General features: G+C 65.9%; 13 protein-coding genes and 1 tRNA gene. 7 read left to right on the top strand and 7 right to left on the bottom strand.

Translation table 11 applies throughout. From position 1 onward, the window contains the following. Positions 1-32: 32 nt before the first annotated feature. From ACVMK0_RS06705 to ACVMK0_RS06685, 5 genes are all read right to left on the bottom strand, one after another. The gene (locus tag ACVMK0_RS06705; RefSeq protein ID WP_476463335.1) at positions 33-2852 is read right to left on the bottom strand and encodes a cation-translocating P-type ATPase; all 2820 of its coding nucleotides are present in this window, start codon (positions 2850-2852) and stop codon (positions 33-35) included. A 127-nt stretch (positions 2853-2979) separates the two neighbouring features. After that, complete coding sequence (fabG, locus tag ACVMK0_RS06700; RefSeq protein ID WP_250960209.1) at positions 2980-3723, bottom strand: 3-oxoacyl-ACP reductase FabG; 744 nt, start codon at positions 3721-3723, stop codon at positions 2980-2982. Between the two features lie 124 nt (positions 3724-3847). Next, positions 3848-4879, bottom strand: a complete 1032-nt coding sequence (locus ACVMK0_RS06695) for a cytochrome d ubiquinol oxidase subunit II (protein ID WP_476463334.1) — start codon at positions 4877-4879, stop codon at positions 3848-3850. Continuing rightward, positions 4872-6275, bottom strand: coding sequence for a cytochrome ubiquinol oxidase subunit I (locus ACVMK0_RS06690; protein WP_476463333.1), 1404 nt, complete (start codon positions 6273-6275; stop codon positions 4872-4874). Before ACVMK0_RS06690 ends, ACVMK0_RS06695 begins: the two co-directional genes overlap by 8 nt. Continuing rightward, a complete protein-coding gene (locus tag ACVMK0_RS06685; RefSeq protein WP_476463332.1) occupies positions 6268-6816 on the bottom strand; it encodes a GbsR/MarR family transcriptional regulator in 549 nt (182 codons plus the stop codon). Before ACVMK0_RS06685 ends, ACVMK0_RS06690 begins: the two co-directional genes overlap by 8 nt. Positions 6817-7055: 239 nt before the next feature. Here ACVMK0_RS06685 and phaR point away from each other — a divergent pair, with 239 nt between their 5' ends. Together phaR and rimO are read left to right on the top strand one after the other, a co-directional pair. Beyond that, positions 7056-7568 carry a polyhydroxyalkanoate synthesis repressor PhaR gene (phaR, locus tag ACVMK0_RS06680; protein WP_476463331.1) on the top strand — a complete coding sequence of 171 codons (513 nt, stop codon included), beginning with the start codon at positions 7056-7058 and terminating at the stop codon, positions 7566-7568. A gap of 58 nt (positions 7569-7626) precedes the next feature. Then, on the top strand, positions 7627-9054 hold the full coding sequence (gene rimO, locus ACVMK0_RS06675; RefSeq protein ID WP_250960211.1) for a 30S ribosomal protein S12 methylthiotransferase RimO: 1428 nt from the start codon (positions 7627-7629) through the stop codon (positions 9052-9054). A gap of 87 nt (positions 9055-9141) precedes the next feature. Here rimO and ACVMK0_RS06670 read toward each other — a convergent pair. After that, a tRNA-Leu gene (locus ACVMK0_RS06670) sits at positions 9142-9226 on the bottom strand. 50 nt (positions 9227-9276) lie between these two features. Here ACVMK0_RS06670 and rnr point away from each other — a divergent pair. Both rnr and ACVMK0_RS06660 read left to right on the top strand, forming a co-directional pair. Next, positions 9277-11544, top strand: a complete 2268-nt coding sequence (gene rnr / locus ACVMK0_RS06665; protein ID WP_476463330.1) for a ribonuclease R — start codon at positions 9277-9279, stop codon at positions 11542-11544. Between the two features lie 49 nt (positions 11545-11593). Then, positions 11594-12151, top strand: a complete 558-nt coding sequence (locus ACVMK0_RS06660) for a YggT family protein (protein WP_045535860.1) — start codon at positions 11594-11596, stop codon at positions 12149-12151. Positions 12152-12163: 12 nt separating this feature from the next. Here the strand turns inward: ACVMK0_RS06660 and ACVMK0_RS06655 are convergent, their stop codons facing one another. After that, positions 12164-13888 (bottom strand): NAD(P)H-hydrate dehydratase, encoded by a 1725-nt coding sequence (locus tag ACVMK0_RS06655; RefSeq protein WP_476463329.1) that lies wholly within the window; start codon positions 13886-13888, stop codon positions 12164-12166. A gap of 244 nt (positions 13889-14132) precedes the next feature. Here ACVMK0_RS06655 and rpsB point away from each other — a divergent pair, with 244 nt between their 5' ends. From rpsB to pyrH, 3 genes are all read left to right on the top strand, one after another. After that, on the top strand, positions 14133-14882 hold the full coding sequence (rpsB, locus tag ACVMK0_RS06650; protein WP_045537764.1) for a 30S ribosomal protein S2: 750 nt from the start codon (positions 14133-14135) through the stop codon (positions 14880-14882). 109 nt (positions 14883-14991) lie between these two features. After that, entirely contained in the window at positions 14992-15915 is a 924-nt protein-coding gene (tsf, locus tag ACVMK0_RS06645; protein ID WP_045535858.1) for a translation elongation factor Ts, read from the top strand. A 167-nt stretch (positions 15916-16082) separates the two neighbouring features. Then, entirely contained in the window at positions 16083-16793 is a 711-nt protein-coding gene (pyrH, locus tag ACVMK0_RS06640; protein WP_045535857.1) for a UMP kinase, read from the top strand. Positions 16794-16835: the final 42 nt, after the last annotated feature.

The raw sequence follows: 16835 nt of genomic DNA, 5'->3' as shown, positions 1-16835 counted from the left end.
CAGGGCGGCGTGGTGCTGGGCGTGGTGCAGGGTTAAGGGCGGTTTGAGGTCGGCGTTTCAGGCTGCACAGCCGCCGCCGGTTGCGGCGCACCGCGCCAGCGGCCCCACAGCCGCAGCAGCAGCTTGCGCGCCTCTTCGAGCACCAGCACGCTGGCGGCGGCGGCGGTGGCCAAGCCCCAGTCTTGCAGGCTCAAATCGGTGGTGTTGAAAAAGGCTTGCAGCGGCCCCCAGTGCACCACCAGAATCTTCAGCCCGATCACCGCCACCAGCGACAGCCACAGCCAACGGTTGCGAAACAGCTGCCGGTTGAAGGCGCTGCCGTGCTCGTTGCGGGCGTTGAACAGGTTGAAGAACTGGAACAGCACAAAGGTGGTGAAGGCCAGCGTGAGCGCGTAAGTCTCGCCCTTGGGCTGGGCGTACCAGAACAGCCCCAAGGTGCCGATCGTCATGCAAAAGCCAAAGAAAAACAGCTGCGCGATGCGGCTGCCGCTCAAAATGCGGGCATCGGAGCGCCGCGGCGGCTCGTCCATGACGCCGGTGCGCGGCGGCTCCACCCCTAGGCTCAGGGCTGGGGGGCCGTCCATGATGATGTTGACCCACAAAATCTGCACCGCCGTAAAGGGCGTGGGCAGGCCCAGCAGGCTGGCGCCGAGCACGGTCTGCATGGCGCCGATGTTGGTCGAAACCTGAAAGCGCACGAACTTGACGATGTTGTCGTAAATCGCGCGGCCCTCGCGCACCGCGCGCACGATGGTGGCAAAGTTGTCGTCGGTGAGCACCATCACCGCCGCCTCTTTGGTGACTTCGGTGCCGGTGATGCCCATGGCCACGCCGATGTCGGCGTTCTTGAGCGCCGGCGCGTCGTTGACGCCGTCGCCGGTCATGGCGGTGACGTGGCCGTCGGCCTTGAGCGCTTGCACGATGCGCACCTTGTGCTCGGGCGCGACGCGGGCGAACACCGCCACCCGGTCGATGCGCGCCGCCAGCGCCTCGACGCTGAGCGCATCGAGCTCGCGCCCTTCGATCACTTCGCCGTGCAGCCCGAGCTCGCGCGCGATCGCCGCCGCCGTGATGCGGTGGTCGCCGGTGATCATCTTGACCTGGATGCCGGCGTGCTGGCACAGGGCGATGGCGGCGCGCGCCTCGGGGCGCGGCGGGTCGATCAGGCCCACCAGGCCCACGAAGGTGAGCTCGTGCGTGTGCGGCATCAGCTCGCCGGCGGGGTCGAAGTCGCGCGCCGGGATGGTTTTGCTGGCCACCGCCAGCACGCGCATGGCTTGGCTGGCCAAGCGCTCATTCTCGCTTTGCCAGTAGGCGGGGTCGAGCGCGGTCTCGCCCTCGTCCTCGGCATCGAGCTGGCGGCTGGCGCGGGTGAGCAGCACGTCGGGCGCGCCCTTGACGCACAGGCGCACCCACTCGCCGTCGTGGTGAAAGGTGGCCTGAAACTTGTGCGCCGAGTCGAAGGGGATTTCGGCGATGCGCGGGTTGTGCTCGGCCAGCGCCTCGGCATCGACACCGCCCTTGGCCGCCAGCGCCAGCAGCGCGCCCTCGGTCGGGTCGCCGATCAGGCGGCCATCGCGGATGCGGCTGTCGTTGGCCAGCGCCGCCGGGTGCAGCAAGGGCTTGAAGTCGGGCAGGGTGGCGGTGTCGGCAGGGTCGGCAGCTCCGATCTGGCCCGCAGCGCCGTAGCCTTCGCCCGACACCGTGTAGCGGCGGCGCCGGTAAACCAGGCTGCGCGCGCTCATCTGGTTCATGGTCAGGGTGCCGGTTTTGTCGGAGCAGATTACGGTGGTGCAGCCCAGCGTCTCGACCGCCGTCATGCGCTTGACGATGGCGCGGTGCTGCGCCATGGCGTACATGCCCAGCGCCAGCGTGACCGTGAGCACGGCCGGCAGGCCGTCGGGGGTGGCGGCCACCGCCAGCGCCAGCGAGGTGAGCAGCATCTGCGCCCACGGGTCACCGCGCCACAGACCGAGCGCAAAGATGATCGTGACCACGATGGCGGCGATCAGCACCAGCTTGTGCGCCAGCCCGTCGATCTGCTTTTGCAGCGGGGTGGCGCCGGTTTCGGCTTGCGCCAACATGGTGGCCAGCCGCCCCATTTCGGTTTGCATGCCGGTGCCGGTGACCAGCAGCTCGGCGCGCCCGCGCGTGACGCCGGTGTTCATGAACGCCATGTTGATGCGGTCGCCCAGCGCCGCCGCCGGCGGTGCCACAAAGGCCGCATCCTTGCCCACGGCGTGCGACTCGCCGGTGAGCGCAGATTCGTCGATCTCCACGTTGTGCGCCGCCAGCAGGCGGCCATCGGCCGGCACCCGGTCGCCGGCTTCGAGCAGCACCACGTCGCCGGGCACGATCTGGCTGGCGTCGATCTCTTCCACGCGCCCGGCGCGGCGCACACGCGCCACCGGGGCCAGCATGTTCTTGAGCGCGGCCAGCGTTTTTTCGGCCCGGTACTCTTGCCAAAAACCGAGCACGGCGTTGAACATCACCACCACCAGAATCACGGTCACGCTTTTCATGTCGCCGATGAAGGCCGCGATCACCGCCGCCACCAGCAATATGAGGATCAGCATGCTCTTGAACTGATCGAGCAACCCACGCCACAGCGGCCGCGGCGGCGGCTCGGCCAAGCGGTTGGCGCCGTGGCGCTGCAGGCGCAGCGCGGCTTGTTCGCTATTCAAGCCCTGCGCTGGCTCTACCTCGAGCGTGCGGGCGCAGTCGGCGCTGCTGCAGGTGTGCCAGAGCGGCCCGTCCGCCTCGGGGGTTGGGCTGGCGGGCGCGGCGCTGCCGACTAGGTCGGGTGGCGCAGGCGGTGTGGGATGCGTGGGGCTGGCGTTGGGAGATGGCATGGGGCAGGGTCTGGTCACAAGTCGGGCGGCCGCTGCCGCCATGGCGTGCAACCATGATAGGCGACAAATCAGCGCCCCATATGACCAACCCCGCGCCGCACTCGGGTGCCCGCACCCGGTCAGCCCCTTAGATCGTCAGGCCGCCGCAGACCTCGAGCACCGCGCCGTTGACGTAGCTCGCCTCGTCGCTGGCCAAAAAGGCGTAGACGTTGGCGATTTCTTCGGGTTGCGCCAAGCGGCGCAGGGGCACGCGCTGCTCCATGTCTTTGAGCACCTTGTCGGGGATGGTGTGGAGGATCGGGGTGGCCACAAAGCCCGGCGCTATGGCGTTCACGCGCACACCCTTGGGGCCGAGCTCGCGGCTCCAGGTCTTGGTGAAGCCGATCACGCCCGCCTTGGTGGCGGCATAGTTGGTCTGGCCAAAGTTGCCGTACAGCCCGACCACGCTCGAGGCATTCAAAATCACGCCCGAACCTTGCGCCACCATGGCATCGGCCACCGCTTGGCTGCAATGGAACACGCCGCGCAGATTCACGTCGATGACGCGGTCAAACTGCTCGAGGCTCATCTTTTGCAGCCGTGCGTCTTGGGTGATGCCGGCGTTGTTGACGAGCACGTCGATGCGGCCAAAATGCTGCAACACCTCGGCCACCAGCGCATCGACTTGGGCGCGCTGCGTCACGTCGAGCACGCGCCCCAGCCCCTCGGCGCCTAGGGCTTGGCACTGCGCCAGCACCTCATCGACGGCGCTTTGGCGCAGGTCGCAGACCACCACGCGCGCGCCTTCGGCGGCGAACTTGAGCGCGGTGGCGGCCCCGATGCCTTGGGCGGCACCGGTGATGAGGCAGACTTTGTTTTGCAGGCGTTTCATGGCTGAGTGCGGATGGTAAAAAGAAACAAAGGCAGAAAAATAGCATACCGCGCTTGCGCCCAGCTGATGCCACATGCCCCAACCGCCCCAACCGCACGCTACCGATGGTGCGCCGCCTGCGCCTTCAGGTGTAGTCCATCACATGCGCCTTGCCCCCAAACACCCGGTACACAAACAGCGACGAGCCGGCGATGATCGGCAGCATCACGCAGGCGCCGATGAATATCAGCCACAAGGCGTCGGGGGACGCGGCGGCCTGCCACAGGGTCATCTGGTCCATCACCAAATATGGAAACAGGCTGTAGGCCAAGCCGTAAAAGGCGAGCAGGAAAATGCCGATCGCGCAAGCGAAGGGCACCGAGGTGCCGTATTCGTTGCCTTGTAGCAGGCGCGTGGGTAGCCGTTGCAGGCTGCGCGCAGCCAAAACGAACAACAGCGCTGTCATCAGGGGGATGGGCGCCAGCAGCACGACCCAAGGCAGGCTAAACCACTTGTCGAAAATGCGTTCCGAAGCAAAAGGCGTGGCCAGCGACACCGCCGCAATCCCCAGAGCCGTCCACCACAAGCTGGCTTTGGCCCAGCGCAGCGCTTGTTGCTGCAGTTCGCCGCTGGTCTTGAAAATCAGCCAACCGGCCCCAAGCAGGCAGTAGCCAGCCACCAAGCACACGGCAATCAGGCAGGCAAACACAAAGGCGGCCCAGCCAGAGGCAAAGCCAAGCACCATCGAGCCCAGCATGAACCCTTGGGCCAGCGTGGCGATCAGCGAGCCGGCCCAAAAAGCTTGGTTCCAGGCTGCCTTGTGTTCTGGCGCGGCCTTGGAGCGAAACTTGAAAGCCACCCCGCGCAGGCACAAGCCCAGCAGCATCAGCGCCACCGGCAGGTACAGCGCAGTCAAAATCACCCCGTGCGCCAGTGGAAACGCGGTCATCAGCAAGCCCACGCCCAGCACCAGCCATGTCTCGTTGGCGTCCCAAAAGGGGCCGATCGAGGCCACCATCACATCCTTGTGCGCATCGGGCGCCCGGCGCAGCAAGATGCCGACACCGAGGTCGTAGCCGTCAAGGATCACGTAGGCCAACATGCTCAAGCCGAGCAGGATGTAAAAGGCCAGCGGCAACCAGCCGGCGGGCGTCATCAGGTCGGGCATCTCAAGCATTTTTGGTCGCCTGTGCTGGATGGGGAAGGATCAGGTCAGGGCTGACTGGAATGGGCGTGGCGGGCGGTGCATCGGTGGGGCTCGAATCTGTCAGTCCGGCCTTCTTTGCCATCCGGAACAGCGCCGCGATGTAGGCCGTCAGCAAGACGGCGTAGAGCAGCAGATAGCCCACGAGCGTGAGGGCGATCAGCGGGCCGGGCACCGGGCCCGCGGAGTCGGCCACCAGTTTCACCCCCTGCACCATCCACGGTTGGCGCCCGATTTCGGTGGTGTACCAGCCCGCCAGCGTCGCCACCCAGCCCGAAAAGGTCATGAGTAGCAGCGCCTGTGCGAGCCGCACCGAGGGCTCCCGGCCTTTGCGCAGCTGCCACGCGGCCCAAAAGCCCACCACCAGCATCGCTACGCCTATGCCCACCATCACCCTGAAGGACCAGAACACCCAAGCGACCGGTGGATGCTTGTTTTCGAACTCGTTCAGGCCCTTGAGCTTGCCGTCCGGGTCGTGCTTGAGGATGATGGATGCCAGATAGGGGATCTCGATGGCAAAGTGGGTGGTGCGCGCTTCCTCGTCTGGAAAGCCAAACAGCACCAGCGGCACGCCACGATCGGTTTCCCAGATGGCTTCGATGGCAGCGATTTTAGCCGGCTGGTACTTGACGGCGTTCAGGCCGTGCAGGTCGCCGATGAAGATTTGCAACGGGATCAGCAGCGCCCCCAAGTAAGCGCCGGTGCGCATGGTAGCCAGCACCGCGGCACTGCGGTCGCCGCGCAGCCAGCGCCAAGCCGACACGCCGGCGATGAGGAAGGCCACAGTCAGGAACGAGGCCACTATCATGTGCCAGAAGCTGTAGGGGAAGGAGGGGTTGAAAATGATGGCCCACCAGTCGGTGGCGTGGGCCACGCCGTCGCGCATCTCAAAACCGGCCGGGGTTTGCATCCACGAGTTCAGCACCAAAATCCAGAATGCCGACACGGTGGTGGCCAGCGCCACAGTCAGCGTGGCCAGCGTGTGCACCCGGTTGCTGACGCGGTTGAAGCCAAACAGCATGATGCCAACAAAGATCGCTTCGATGAAGAAGGCCGTGAGCACCTCGAAAGCCAGCAGCGGGCCGGCGATGTTGCCAAAGGTGTTCATGAAACCCGGCCAGTTGGTGCCAAACTGGAAGCTCATGATGATGCCGCTGACCACACCGAGCGCAAAACTGAGCGCAAACACCTTCACCCACAGGGCGTAGGCGTCCATCCACTTCAGGTCGCCGCTGCGGTGGTAGCGCCACTTGAAGAACAGCAGCACCCACGTCAAACCGATGGTGATGGTGGGGAACAGGATGTGAAAACTGATGTTGGCGGCAAACTGAATGCGCGCCAGCAGCAGCGGGTCGAGGAAGTCAAGCACTTTTAGCTCCAATAAAACGGTCTCTGGCATCGAGCAGCTTGCCCACTTTGCGGCCAAGCTTCATCAGTTCCACCACGCGATCCCGATCCATATCGCGCACCTCCTCAAACCAGCTGGTAGCCAATTCGATTAAATCGTGCATTTCTCGCATTCGATCTTGGGCGTGTTTGTCCACCGGGTCGGTCACCGGTTCGAGCAGAGCGTCGCGCAGCATCGACAGGGTGGGGTCGACTTCGCGCTTGCGCCGCTGCTCGGCCAGGGTTTGAAAGATCGCCCACACGTCGTCGGGGGCCGAAAAATACTCGCGCCGGTCGCCCGACAGGTGCTGCAGCCGCACCAGACCCCAGCTTTGCAGCTCCTTGAGGCCCATACTCACGTTGGAGCGCGAAAAGCCCAGCGCCTCGGAAATGTCTTCGGCGTTGAGGGGCTGCGCCGACACAAACAACAGGGCATAAATCTGCCCCACGGTGCGGTTGATGCCCCAGCGGCTGCCCATTTCGCCAAAATGAAGCACGAAGCGTTGGGTCAGGGGTGTATTCATGGAGTCCAGTCATTTCAGAAATTTGTGAAATCTTAGGTTTTATTGATTAACCTCAAATTTGACCGGCCCATGGGGTTATCAGCCGTGGGTGGCACGCGCAGCGCAGCGTGCGGGTTGGCTGCAAGCCCGATCCATTTCAGCCCTGCCTCTACAATGGGGCATGGTGGGTGCAGCCGCACTTGCCATTTGCCCCGTGTCAGGCATTCGTCACCCTTCCCACTGCCCAGAAAGCCCGCAACGTGCAAGACCCCCAGGCTACAGAAACGAGCGCGCCCGGCCAGTCGCCGCGCGTGATCAAGAAGTACCCCAACCGCCGCCTCTACGACACCGAGGCGTCGGCCTACATCACGCTGGCCGAAGTCAAAGAGCTGGTGATGCGGGTGCAGCCCTTTGTGGTGCGCGACGCCAAGAGCGGCGCCGACCTGACGCGCAGCATCTTGTTGCAGATCATCCTAGAAGAAGAAAGCGCCGGCGCGCCGCTGTTTTCTGAAAAGCTGCTGGCCAACCTGATTCGCTTTTACGGCCACTCGATGCAGGCCAATATGGGCCACTACCTCGAAAAAAACCTGCAGATTTTTATGGATGTGCAGCAAAAAATGGCCGAGCAGGCCAAAGACCTCACGCCCGAGCTGTGGCAGCAGTTCGTCAAGGCGCAAGCGCCGCTGATGCTGGGCAACTACTTCAACCAGTCGCAGCACGCGCTGGCGCAGATGCAAGAGCAGATGCTGGCGGCTTTTGGGCTCAAGCGCTGAGCGTGCCCACGCGCACGCACAGCCCATTCAGGCGGTGCGAAGCTGAGACAATCCGGGGATGACTGCAACCCTAGATGTATCGACCCCGCCGGCCGCCCGGCCCGCGCCCAAGGTGGGCTTTGTCAGCCTCGGCTGCCCCAAGGCCTTGACGGATTCCGAACTGATCCTCACCCGCCTTCACGCCGAGGGCTACCAGACCAGCAAGAGCTACCAGGGCGCCGATCTGGTGATCGTCAACACCTGCGGCTTTATCGACGAAGCGGTGCAAGAGAGCCTAGACGCCATCGGCGAGGCGCTGGCCGCCAACGGCCGCGTGCTGGTCACCGGTTGCTTGGGCGCGCGCCAAGGCGAGGGCGGCGCCAATCTGGTGCGCCAGATGCACCCCGCGGTGCTGGCCGTGACCGGGCCACACGCCACCGACGAAGTGATGCAAGCCGTGCACCAGCACCTGCCGCCGCCGCCCCACGACCCGTTTCTGGATTTGCTGCCGGCGCGGCCCGCTGCGGCGCTGGTCGAGGGCGTAGGCGTCAAGCTCACGCCGCGCCACTACGCCTACCTCAAAATCAGCGAAGGCTGCAACCACCGCTGCACCTTTTGCATCATCCCTTCGCTGCGCGGCGATCTGCAAAGCCGCCCGGTGGGCGAAGTGCTGGGCGAGGCGCGCAAGCTGTTTGAAGCTGGGGTCAAAGAGCTGCTGGTGGTGAGCCAAGACACCTCGGCCTATGGCGTCGATGTGCAGTACCGCACCGGCTTTTGGGACGGGCGGCCGATCAAGAGCAAGCTGTTTGACTTGGTGCGCGCCCTGGGCGAACTGGCGCGGCCGCACGGGGCCTGGGTGCGCCTGCACTACGTCTATCCGTATCCGCACGTGGACGACATTTTGCCGCTGATGGCCGATGGCTTGGTGCTGCCCTACCTCGACGTGCCGCTGCAACACAGCCACCCGGATGTGCTCAAGCGCATGAAGCGCCCGGCCAGCGGCGAGCGCAACCTCGAGCGCATCCAGCGCTGGCGCGAGCTCTGCCCCGAGCTGGTGCTGCGCAGCACCTTCATCGCCGGTTTTCCGGGCGAGACCGAGGCCGAGTTCGAGCACTTGCTGGGCTTCGTGGCGCAGGCCCAGATCGACCGCGCCGGCTGCTTTGCCTACTCGCCGGTGCAAGGGGCAGCGGCCAACGAACTGCCCGGCGCGCTGCCCGACGCCGTGCGCCACGAGCGCCGGGCGCGCTTCATGGCAGCGGCCGAAGGCGTATCCACGGCGCGGCTCCAGCGCCGCGTGGGCGCCACCATGCAGGTGCTGGTGGACCAGGCGCACAGTCTAGGCAAAAAAGGCGGAGTGGGGCGCACCTATGCCGACGCGCCCGAGATCGACGGCGTGGTGCGCCTGCTGCCCACGCAAAAAGCCAGCCAGAGCTACCGGGTGGGGGAATTGGTGCGCGCGCGCATCGTGGCCGCCGAGGGCCACGATCTGGTGGGGCAGCTGGTTTGAAGTCTGTGCTGGCGCTCGCGCAAGGCGAGCAGGCGCAAAAAAACCTGCACTTGAAAAGGATTCAAAGTGCAGGTTTTATGCAATGCTTGGTGCCCAGGAGAGGACTCGAACCTCCACGCCTCTCAGCGCTAGTACCTGAAACTAGTGCGTCTACCAATTCCGCCACCTGGGCTTTCAGATAAGCCGTTAGTATAGCATGACCCAAACGAGTGTAAAAACCGAGTGAAAGAAAAAATCCAAAACCCGCTCCTGACCGAATTCGACGGCGTGGTGCATGGCCACCGCGACGGCCACGGCTTCGTGCAGCGCGACGACGGCCAGCCCGACCTCTACCTCTCGCCCAACGAGATGCGCGCCGTGCTGCACCGCGACCGCGTGAAAGTGCGCATCATCGGCTACGACCGGCGCGGCCGCCCCGAGGGGCGCGTGACCGAAATCATCGAGCGCTCCAGCGCGCCCCTGATCGGCCGCCTGCTGCATGAAAACGGGGTCTGGCTGCTGGCGCCAGAAGACAAACGCTACGGCCAAGACGTGCTCATCCCCAAGGGCGCGACCGGGGCGGCGCAGCCGGGGCAGGTGGTGGTGGTCGAGCTCACCGAGCCGCCGGCGCTGTTTGGCCAACCGGTGGGGCGCGTCAAAGAAGTGCTGGGCGAGATCGACGACCCAGGCATGGAAATCGAGATCGCGGTGCGCAAATACGGCGTGCCGCACCAGTTTAGCGAGGCCGCACTGGCTCAGGCGCGCGCCTTGCCCGAGCAGGTGCGCGCCGCCGACCGCAAGGGCCGCATCGACCTCACCGACGTGGCGCTGGTGACGATCGACGGCGAAGATGCGCGCGACTTCGATGACGCGGTGTACTGCGAACCCGCCCGAGTGGGCCGCAGCAAGGGCTGGCGGCTGCTGGTGGCGATTGCCGACGTGAGCCACTACGTGGAAAACGGCAACGCGCTCGACGCCGACGCCTACGACCGCGCGACCTCGGTCTATTTTCCGCGCCGCGTGATTCCGATGCTGCCGGAAAAGCTCTCCAACGGCCTGTGCTCGCTCAACCCGCAGGTCGAGCGCCTGTGTTTGGTGTGCGACATGCTCATCACCGCCCAAGGCGAGGTGCACGCCTACCAGTTCTACCCGGCGGTGATGTACAGCCACGCCCGGCTCACCTACACCGAAGTGGCAGCGATTTTGCAAAACACCCGCGGCCCGCAGGCGCAGCAGCGCGCCGCCTTGGTGCCGCACCTGCTGCACCTGCACGAGGTTTACCGGGCGCTGCTGAGCGCACGCCAGCGCCGGGGCGCGGTGGACTTCGAGACCGTCGAGACGCAGATCGTTTGCGACGAAAGCGGGCGCATCGAAAAAATCGTGCCCCGCGTGCGCAACGAGGCGCACAAGCTGATCGAGGAGAGCATGCTGGTGGCCAACGTCTGCGCCGCCGAGTTCATCGCCCAAGGCAAGCAGTGGGGGCTGTACCGGGTGCACGAGGGCCCCACGCCCGAGAAGCTCGAAACCCTGCGCCAGTACCTCAAGGCCTTGGGGGTGGCGCAAACGCTGTCCGACGAGCCGCAGCCCAAGGATTTTCAGCAAATCGCCGCCGCCACCCAAGAGCGCCCTGACGCCGCGCAAATCCACCAGATGCTGCTGCGCTCGATGCAGCAGGCCATCTACACGCCGCACAACAGCGGCCACTTCGGGCTGGCTTTTGAGGCCTACACCCACTTCACCAGCCCGATTCGGCGCTACCCCGACCTGCTGGTGCACCGCCTCATCAAAGCCATTTTGGCCGAGCGCAGATACCGCTTGCCGACGCTGCCCACACCCGGTGAGGCGCAGGCCAAGCTGGCCAAGCGGTTGTCGGCGCGCGAGACTGCAGTCAGCGCCGCCAACGCCGAAGCGGCCAAAGCGCGCAGCGCCGAGGCCTTGGGCTGGCAGGCTGCCGGGCTGCACTGCAGCGCCAACGAGCGCCGCGCCGACGAAGCCAGCCGCGACGTGGAGGCTTGGCTGAAGTGCAAATACATGCGCGAGCACCTAGGCGAGGTGTTCAGCGGCGTGATCAGCTCCGTCACCAGCTTTGGCTTGTTCGTCACGCTCGAAAACCTCTACGTCGAAGGGCTGGTGCACATCACCGAGCTGGGCGGCGACTACTTCCGCCACGACGAATTGCGCCAAGAGCTGCGCGGCGAACGCACCGGCATCCGCTATGCCTTGGGTTCGCGCCTGAATGTGCAGGTCAGCCGGGTCGATCTGGACGGGCGCCGGATCGATTTCAGGCTCGTCAACCCGGACGCCGACGGCACCCGATCGGTGCGCGAAAAAACCGCCGACCCGGGCACGGCGCGCAAGGGCAAGCAGGCGCGCGATGCCGCATCGGCTGAGGCACAATATGCTCCCAAGCGCACGCGCAGCAAGGCGGTGCGCGAGGTGCCCCGAGCGGCGCCTGCGCCAGCGGCGCCGGCATCCCGGGGCACGGGCAAAACAAAAAAGGGCAAACGATGAAAATCAGGCCTCCGGGTCTGCCTCTGGGCCTTTCAGGGCTGCGCTAACCATGTCCGCTTTGCTTTTTTTGCTCGACACGCTGTTCTTTTTCCTGGTCGCGGCGGCCTTGCTGCGGGCCTGGATGAACACCCGGCGCATGCGCATGGTGCAGCAGCCGGGGCCGTTCGTGATGGCGCTCACCAACTGGATCGTGCAGCCGCTGCGCAAGTCCTTGCCGCAGGTCTGGGTGCAGGCGCGCTTCGACGTCGCCAGTTTCATCGCCGCGGTGTTGCTGGCGCTGGCCTATGCGGCGGCGTGGCACGCCCTGCTCGGTGCTGGCTTGCTCGGGCCGCAGGGCGTGGGGCAGGCAGGGCAGCTCTTTAGCATCCCCTGGGTGGCGCTCAACTTCATGCTGCGCACCGTGTTGCAGGGCCTGATGGTGCTGGCGCTGGTCTATGTGGTGCTGTCGTGGGTGCAGCCGCAGGCGCCGATTCAGTACACGCTGGGGCAGCTGCTGCAGCCCCTGCTGGCACCCATCCGGCGCGTGCTGCCCACGGTGGGCGGGGTCGATTTGTCGGTGCTGCTGCTGATCGTGCTACTGCAAGTGGCCCTGATCTTGATCGGTTGAAGGCTTAAAGGCTTAAAGGCTGGTGACGATGTCGCTGGCACACAGCAGCGGTCGCTCGGCCGGCCAGCGGTCGGCGCAGCGGCCGTGGCGGTGTACGGCAGTGGCGCTGGCCTGCACCGCGCCGGCCAAGCCAGGTGCGGCGCTGGCCAGCAGGGCCCCGATCAGGCCCGCCAGCACGTCGCCGGTGCCGGCGCTGGCCAGCAGCGCGTTGCCGCTGCCGTTGAGGCGTGGGACCATGCCCGGCGCGGCCACCACGCTGCCCGATCCCTTGAGCACCACCACGCAGCGCGTGCGCTCGGCCAGTTGCTGCGCGGCGCCCAAGCGGTCTGCTTGCACCTGGGCGCTGCTGCACCCCAGCAGGCGCGCGGCTTCCAGCGGGTGCGGCGTGAGCACCGTCTGCCTGCCCCGATCCAGCCGCGCCGCGAGCTGGGCCTGCAGCGCCGGGTCGGCGGCGATGGCGTTGAGGGCGTCGGCGTCGAGCACCAGGCGCGGGCTGCTCGCCAGCAAGGGCGCGACCAAGGCCACCACGGCGCTGCCGCCACCGCAGCCGCACACCGTGACCGCCTCTTGCAACAGCAGCGGGTCGTGCAGCAGGGCGGCGGCCGGGCGCAGCATCAGCTCGGGTTGCAGTGGGTCGAAGGGCGGTGGCGCGGCCGTTGGGGTCGCTGCCGCTGTTTCTGGGTGGGAAGCACTGGGCGCGCAAGCGGTGGCCGCGGCTGCGTCGGGCGCTGCCGCCGGCCCCAGCAGGCCCAGATAGACCCGGCCAGCGCCGGCGCGCAAGGCCGCGCGTGCGGCCAGCACGGCAGCGCCGGTCATGCCGGTGCCGTGCGCGCCGGGTTGCTGGCCGCCGATCACCACCACGCTGCCGTGCGTGCCCTTGTGTGGGCTGTGCAGGCGCTGGCGGGCGGCCGTGGGGGTGGTAGCGCAGAGGGGCGCGGCCCAGCCCGTGTGCTGGGCCTGCACTTGCTCGGCGCCGCTGCACCCATGCAGCCAAGCGCTCGGCGCTGGCGCTTGCAGGCCCAAGGCGCTCCAACCCAGGTCGTCGAACCAAATCTGGCCGCTGGCCTCGCGGCCGTGGTGCGTAAACAGGCCGGGCTTGAGGGTGAGCAGGCTCAGGGTGTGGCGCAGTGGGCTGGCGCTGGGCGCGGCTTGGGCGTGCCAGTTGCCGCTGTCGGCGCACAGCCCGCTGGGCAGATCGACGCACAGCAGCGGGCAGGGCAGGTGTTGCAGGCGCTCGATGCAGGCGTTGGCCGCCGCGCCGCGCACGGCCTGTGCCAGCCCGATGCCAAACACGGCGTCGATGGCCAGATCGGGGGCATCAGGCGGCTGCTCGGCCCAGCGCAGGCCGGCTTGTTGCGCCAGCGCCAGCGCGTGGCGGGCGTCGTCGGGCAGGCGGCTGGCATCGCCCAGCCAGGTGACGTAAACCTCGCCCCCCAGCGCTTGCAAACGTTGCTGCCAAGCCAGCGCGGCCAGCAGGCCGTCGCCGCCGTTGTTGCCGCCGCCGCAAACCACCCACACCCGGCGCGCGTGCGGGGCCAGCGCCGCGCTCAAGCGAAACACGGCCGCGCCGGCGCGCTCCATCAGGGTGTGAGCAGGCAGTTGCTGCCGGGCCAGTTCTTGCTTGGCCAGTTGTTCGATGGCGCGGCTGGCGTGGCTGCCGTATAGCGGCAGCGCAGCGGGCAAATCGGGCAGGGGCAGGCGGTAGGGCAGGCGGTGAGGGGGTGGCTGGAGGTGCATGGGTGGGCGATCGCAGATCGGTCGTGCTAGAATGCCGGAGTTTTGTGGTTGCTATGGCTCAGTGCGCTGCGGTGCGCGGGGCTGGCGTGGCAGCAAAATCAACAATCCAATCGAAACCCAATCGAAACCAAATCGCAAACAGGCCCAATCGGGTGTTGCGTCCATTTTTGCACAGGCCAAAGGCTGGTGCGCGGTGGCCGCAATGCGGGCCCAGTTTAAGACCCAACCTGAAGGAAACGCAATCATGACCATTTCCATGCGCGAAATGCTGGAAGCCGGTGTCCACTTTGGCCACCAAACCCGCTTCTGGAACCCCAAGATGGCCCCCTACATCTTTGGCCATCGCAACAAGATTCACATCGTCAACCTCGACAAAACCCTGCCGCTGTTCGAGGAGGCGGCCAAGTTTGTGCGCCAAGTCAGCGCCCGCGGCGGCAGCGTGCTGATGGTGGGCACCAAGCGCCAAGCGCGCGACATCGTGGCGCTCGAGGCGCAGCGCGCTGGCGTGCCCTACGTCGAGCAACGCTGGCTCGGCGGCATGCTGACCAACTTCAAGACCGTCAAAACCTCGATCAAGCGCCTCAAAGAAATGCTGGCGCAAAAAGAGGCCGGGCTCGACCACCTGTCGAAAAAAGAGCAGCTCACCTTTAACCGCCAGATCGAGAAGCTGCAAAACGACATCGGCGGCATCCAAGACATGAACACGCTGCCCGAAGCGATTTTTGTCATCGACGTGGGCTACCACAAGATCGCCGTGGCCGAGGCGCAAAAGCTGGGCATCCCGCTGATCGCCGTGGTGGACACCAACCACTCCCCAATCGGCATCGACTACGTTATCCCCGGCAACGACGACTCGGCCAAGGCCGTGGCCCTGTATGCGCGCGGCATTGCCGACGCGATCATCGAAGGCCGGGCCAACGCCGTCAGCAACGTGGTGCAAGCGGTGCAGTCGAACACCGAAGACGAGTTCGTCGAGGTGCAAGGCGAGGCCTGATCCACTGGTGCCAGCCACCAAAGGGGCGGCTGCGCCCCTTTTTTGTAAGCATTTTTTCACACTGACAGAGCAAGCTCGGGCCTTTTAAGCCCGCAACGGAGTACACACAATGGCTGCAATCACCGCAAGCATGGTCGCCCAACTGCGCGCCAAGACCGACGCGCCGATGATGGAGTGCAAAAAAGCTCTCACCGAAGCCGATGGCAATATGGACAAGGCCGAAGAGCTGCTGCGCGTCAAGCTCGGCAGCAAGGCCGGCAAGGCCGCCAGCCGCGTCACCGCCGAAGGCGTGGTGGTCGCCAGCCTCGGGGGCCACACCGGCGCCTTGCTCGAAGTCAACTGCGAGACCGATTTCGTCTCCAAAAACGAGCTGTTCCTGAACTTTTGCAACCAAGTCGCCAACCTGATCGCGCGGCACAACCCGGCCGACGTGGCTGCGGTGGGCGCGTTGCCCCTGAGCCTCGAGGGCTTTGGCCCCACGGTCGAAGACGTGCGCAAGGGCCTGATCGGCAAGATCGGTGAGAACATCGCGCTGCGCCGCTTCAAGCGCTACGCCGGCGGCGGCCAGTTGGCGGCCTACCTGCACGGCGTGCGCATCGGGGTGATGGTGGAGTTCGAGGGCGACGCCACCGCCGCCAAAGACGCCGCCATGCACATCGCCGCCATGAAGCCGGTGGCGCTCACCGCCGCCGAGGTGCCCGCCGAGCTGATCGAGAAAGAGCGCGCCGTGGCCGCAGGCAAGGCCGAAGAAGACCGCAAGGTCGCCGAAGCCGCCGGCAAGCCGGTGCAAGCGGCCGAAATCGTGGCCAAGCGCATCGAGGGAGGGGTGCAGAAGTTCCTCAAAGAGGTCTCGCTCTTCAACCAGCCCTTCGTGAAAAACGACAAGCAGACGGTGGAGCAGATGCTCAAGGCCGCGGGCACCACGGTCAAGGGCTTTACGCTGTACGTGGTCGGCGAAGGCATCGAGAAAAAGCAAGACGACTTCGCCGCCGAAGTGGCGGCGCAGGTGGCGGCCGCCCAAGCGGGGGCCTGATTCCAAGCCAGCAGCGGCCGCATGCTGGTGCAGCTGTGGCCGTGGGGCCACGGCGGCCATAACCGCAGCAGCCGCAGCACATATTTCAACGGCCAGCTCTGCAAAGGGTTGGCCGTTGTTGCGCCGCAAGCCCTAAAATCGCTCGACTTCATCATTCAGACTGTCATATGCCCGCCCACCAGCGCATCCTGCTCAAGCTCTCCGGCGAAGCCCTGATGGGCGACGACTCCTTTGGCATCAACCCCGCCACCATCGGGCGCATCGTCGAGGAAATCGCCGAGGTGGTGCGGCTCGGGGTGCAGGTGGCGGTGGTGATCGGTGGCGGCAACATCTTTCGCGGTGTGGCGGGCGGCGCGGTCGGCATGGAGCGCGCCACCGCCGACTACATGGGCATGCTGGCCACCGTCATGAACGCGCTGGCGCTGGGCGATGCCTTGGGTCGCAGCGGGCTCAAGGCGCGAGTGATGTCGGCCATCAACATCGACCAGGTGGTGGAGCCCTACGTACGGCCCAAGGCCTTGCAGTACCTAGAAGAGGGCAAGGTGGTGGTGTTTGCCGCCGGCACCGGCAACCCGTTTTTCACCACCGACACCGCCGCCGCGCTGCGCGGGGCCGAGATCGGGGCCGAAATCGTCCTCAAGGCGACCAAGGTCGATGGCGTCTACAGCGCCGACCCCAAAAAAGACCCGCACGCGGTGCGCTACCAGTCCATCAGTTTCGACGAAGCCATGGCGCGCCAGTTGCAGGTCATGGACGCCACCGCTTTTGCCCTGTGCCGCGACCAAAACCTGCCGGTGCGCGTGTTCAGCATTTTCAAGCCGGGCGCGTTGCGTCGGGTGGTTCAAGGTGAGGATGAAGGCACGCTGGTGCACGTCTGAGCGTCCTTCGAATCCCGCCCCAAGCCTCTGAGTCGGTGTATG

The organism is Serpentinimonas sp. SSL01, assembly GCF_056323735.1.
This window is presented reverse-complemented; position numbering and strand designations above follow the sequence as displayed.

Coding starts and splice junctions, on each gene's coding strand:
- fabG (WP_250960209.1), bottom strand. CDS start 3,723: ATGAAACGCCTGCAAAACAAAGTCTGCCTCATCACCGGTGCCGCCCAA.
- ACVMK0_RS06695 (WP_476463334.1), bottom strand. CDS start 4,879: ATGCTTGAGATGCCCGACCTGATGACGCCCGCCGGCTGGTTGCCGCTG.
- rpsB (WP_045537764.1), top strand. CDS start 14,133: ATGACCATTTCCATGCGCGAAATGCTGGAAGCCGGTGTCCACTTTGGC.
- ACVMK0_RS06705 (WP_476463335.1), bottom strand. CDS start 2,852: ATGCCATCTCCCAACGCCAGCCCCACGCATCCCACACCGCCTGCGCCA.
- ACVMK0_RS06685 (WP_476463332.1), bottom strand. CDS start 6,816: ATGAATACACCCCTGACCCAACGCTTCGTGCTTCATTTTGGCGAAATG.
- pyrH (WP_045535857.1), top strand. CDS start 16,083: ATGCCCGCCCACCAGCGCATCCTGCTCAAGCTCTCCGGCGAAGCCCTG.
- ACVMK0_RS06655 (WP_476463329.1), bottom strand. CDS start 13,888: ATGCACCTCCAGCCACCCCCTCACCGCCTGCCCTACCGCCTGCCCCTG.
- rimO (WP_250960211.1), top strand. CDS start 7,627: ATGACTGCAACCCTAGATGTATCGACCCCGCCGGCCGCCCGGCCCGCG.
- ACVMK0_RS06660 (WP_045535860.1), top strand. CDS start 11,594: ATGTCCGCTTTGCTTTTTTTGCTCGACACGCTGTTCTTTTTCCTGGTC.
- tsf (WP_045535858.1), top strand. CDS start 14,992: ATGGCTGCAATCACCGCAAGCATGGTCGCCCAACTGCGCGCCAAGACC.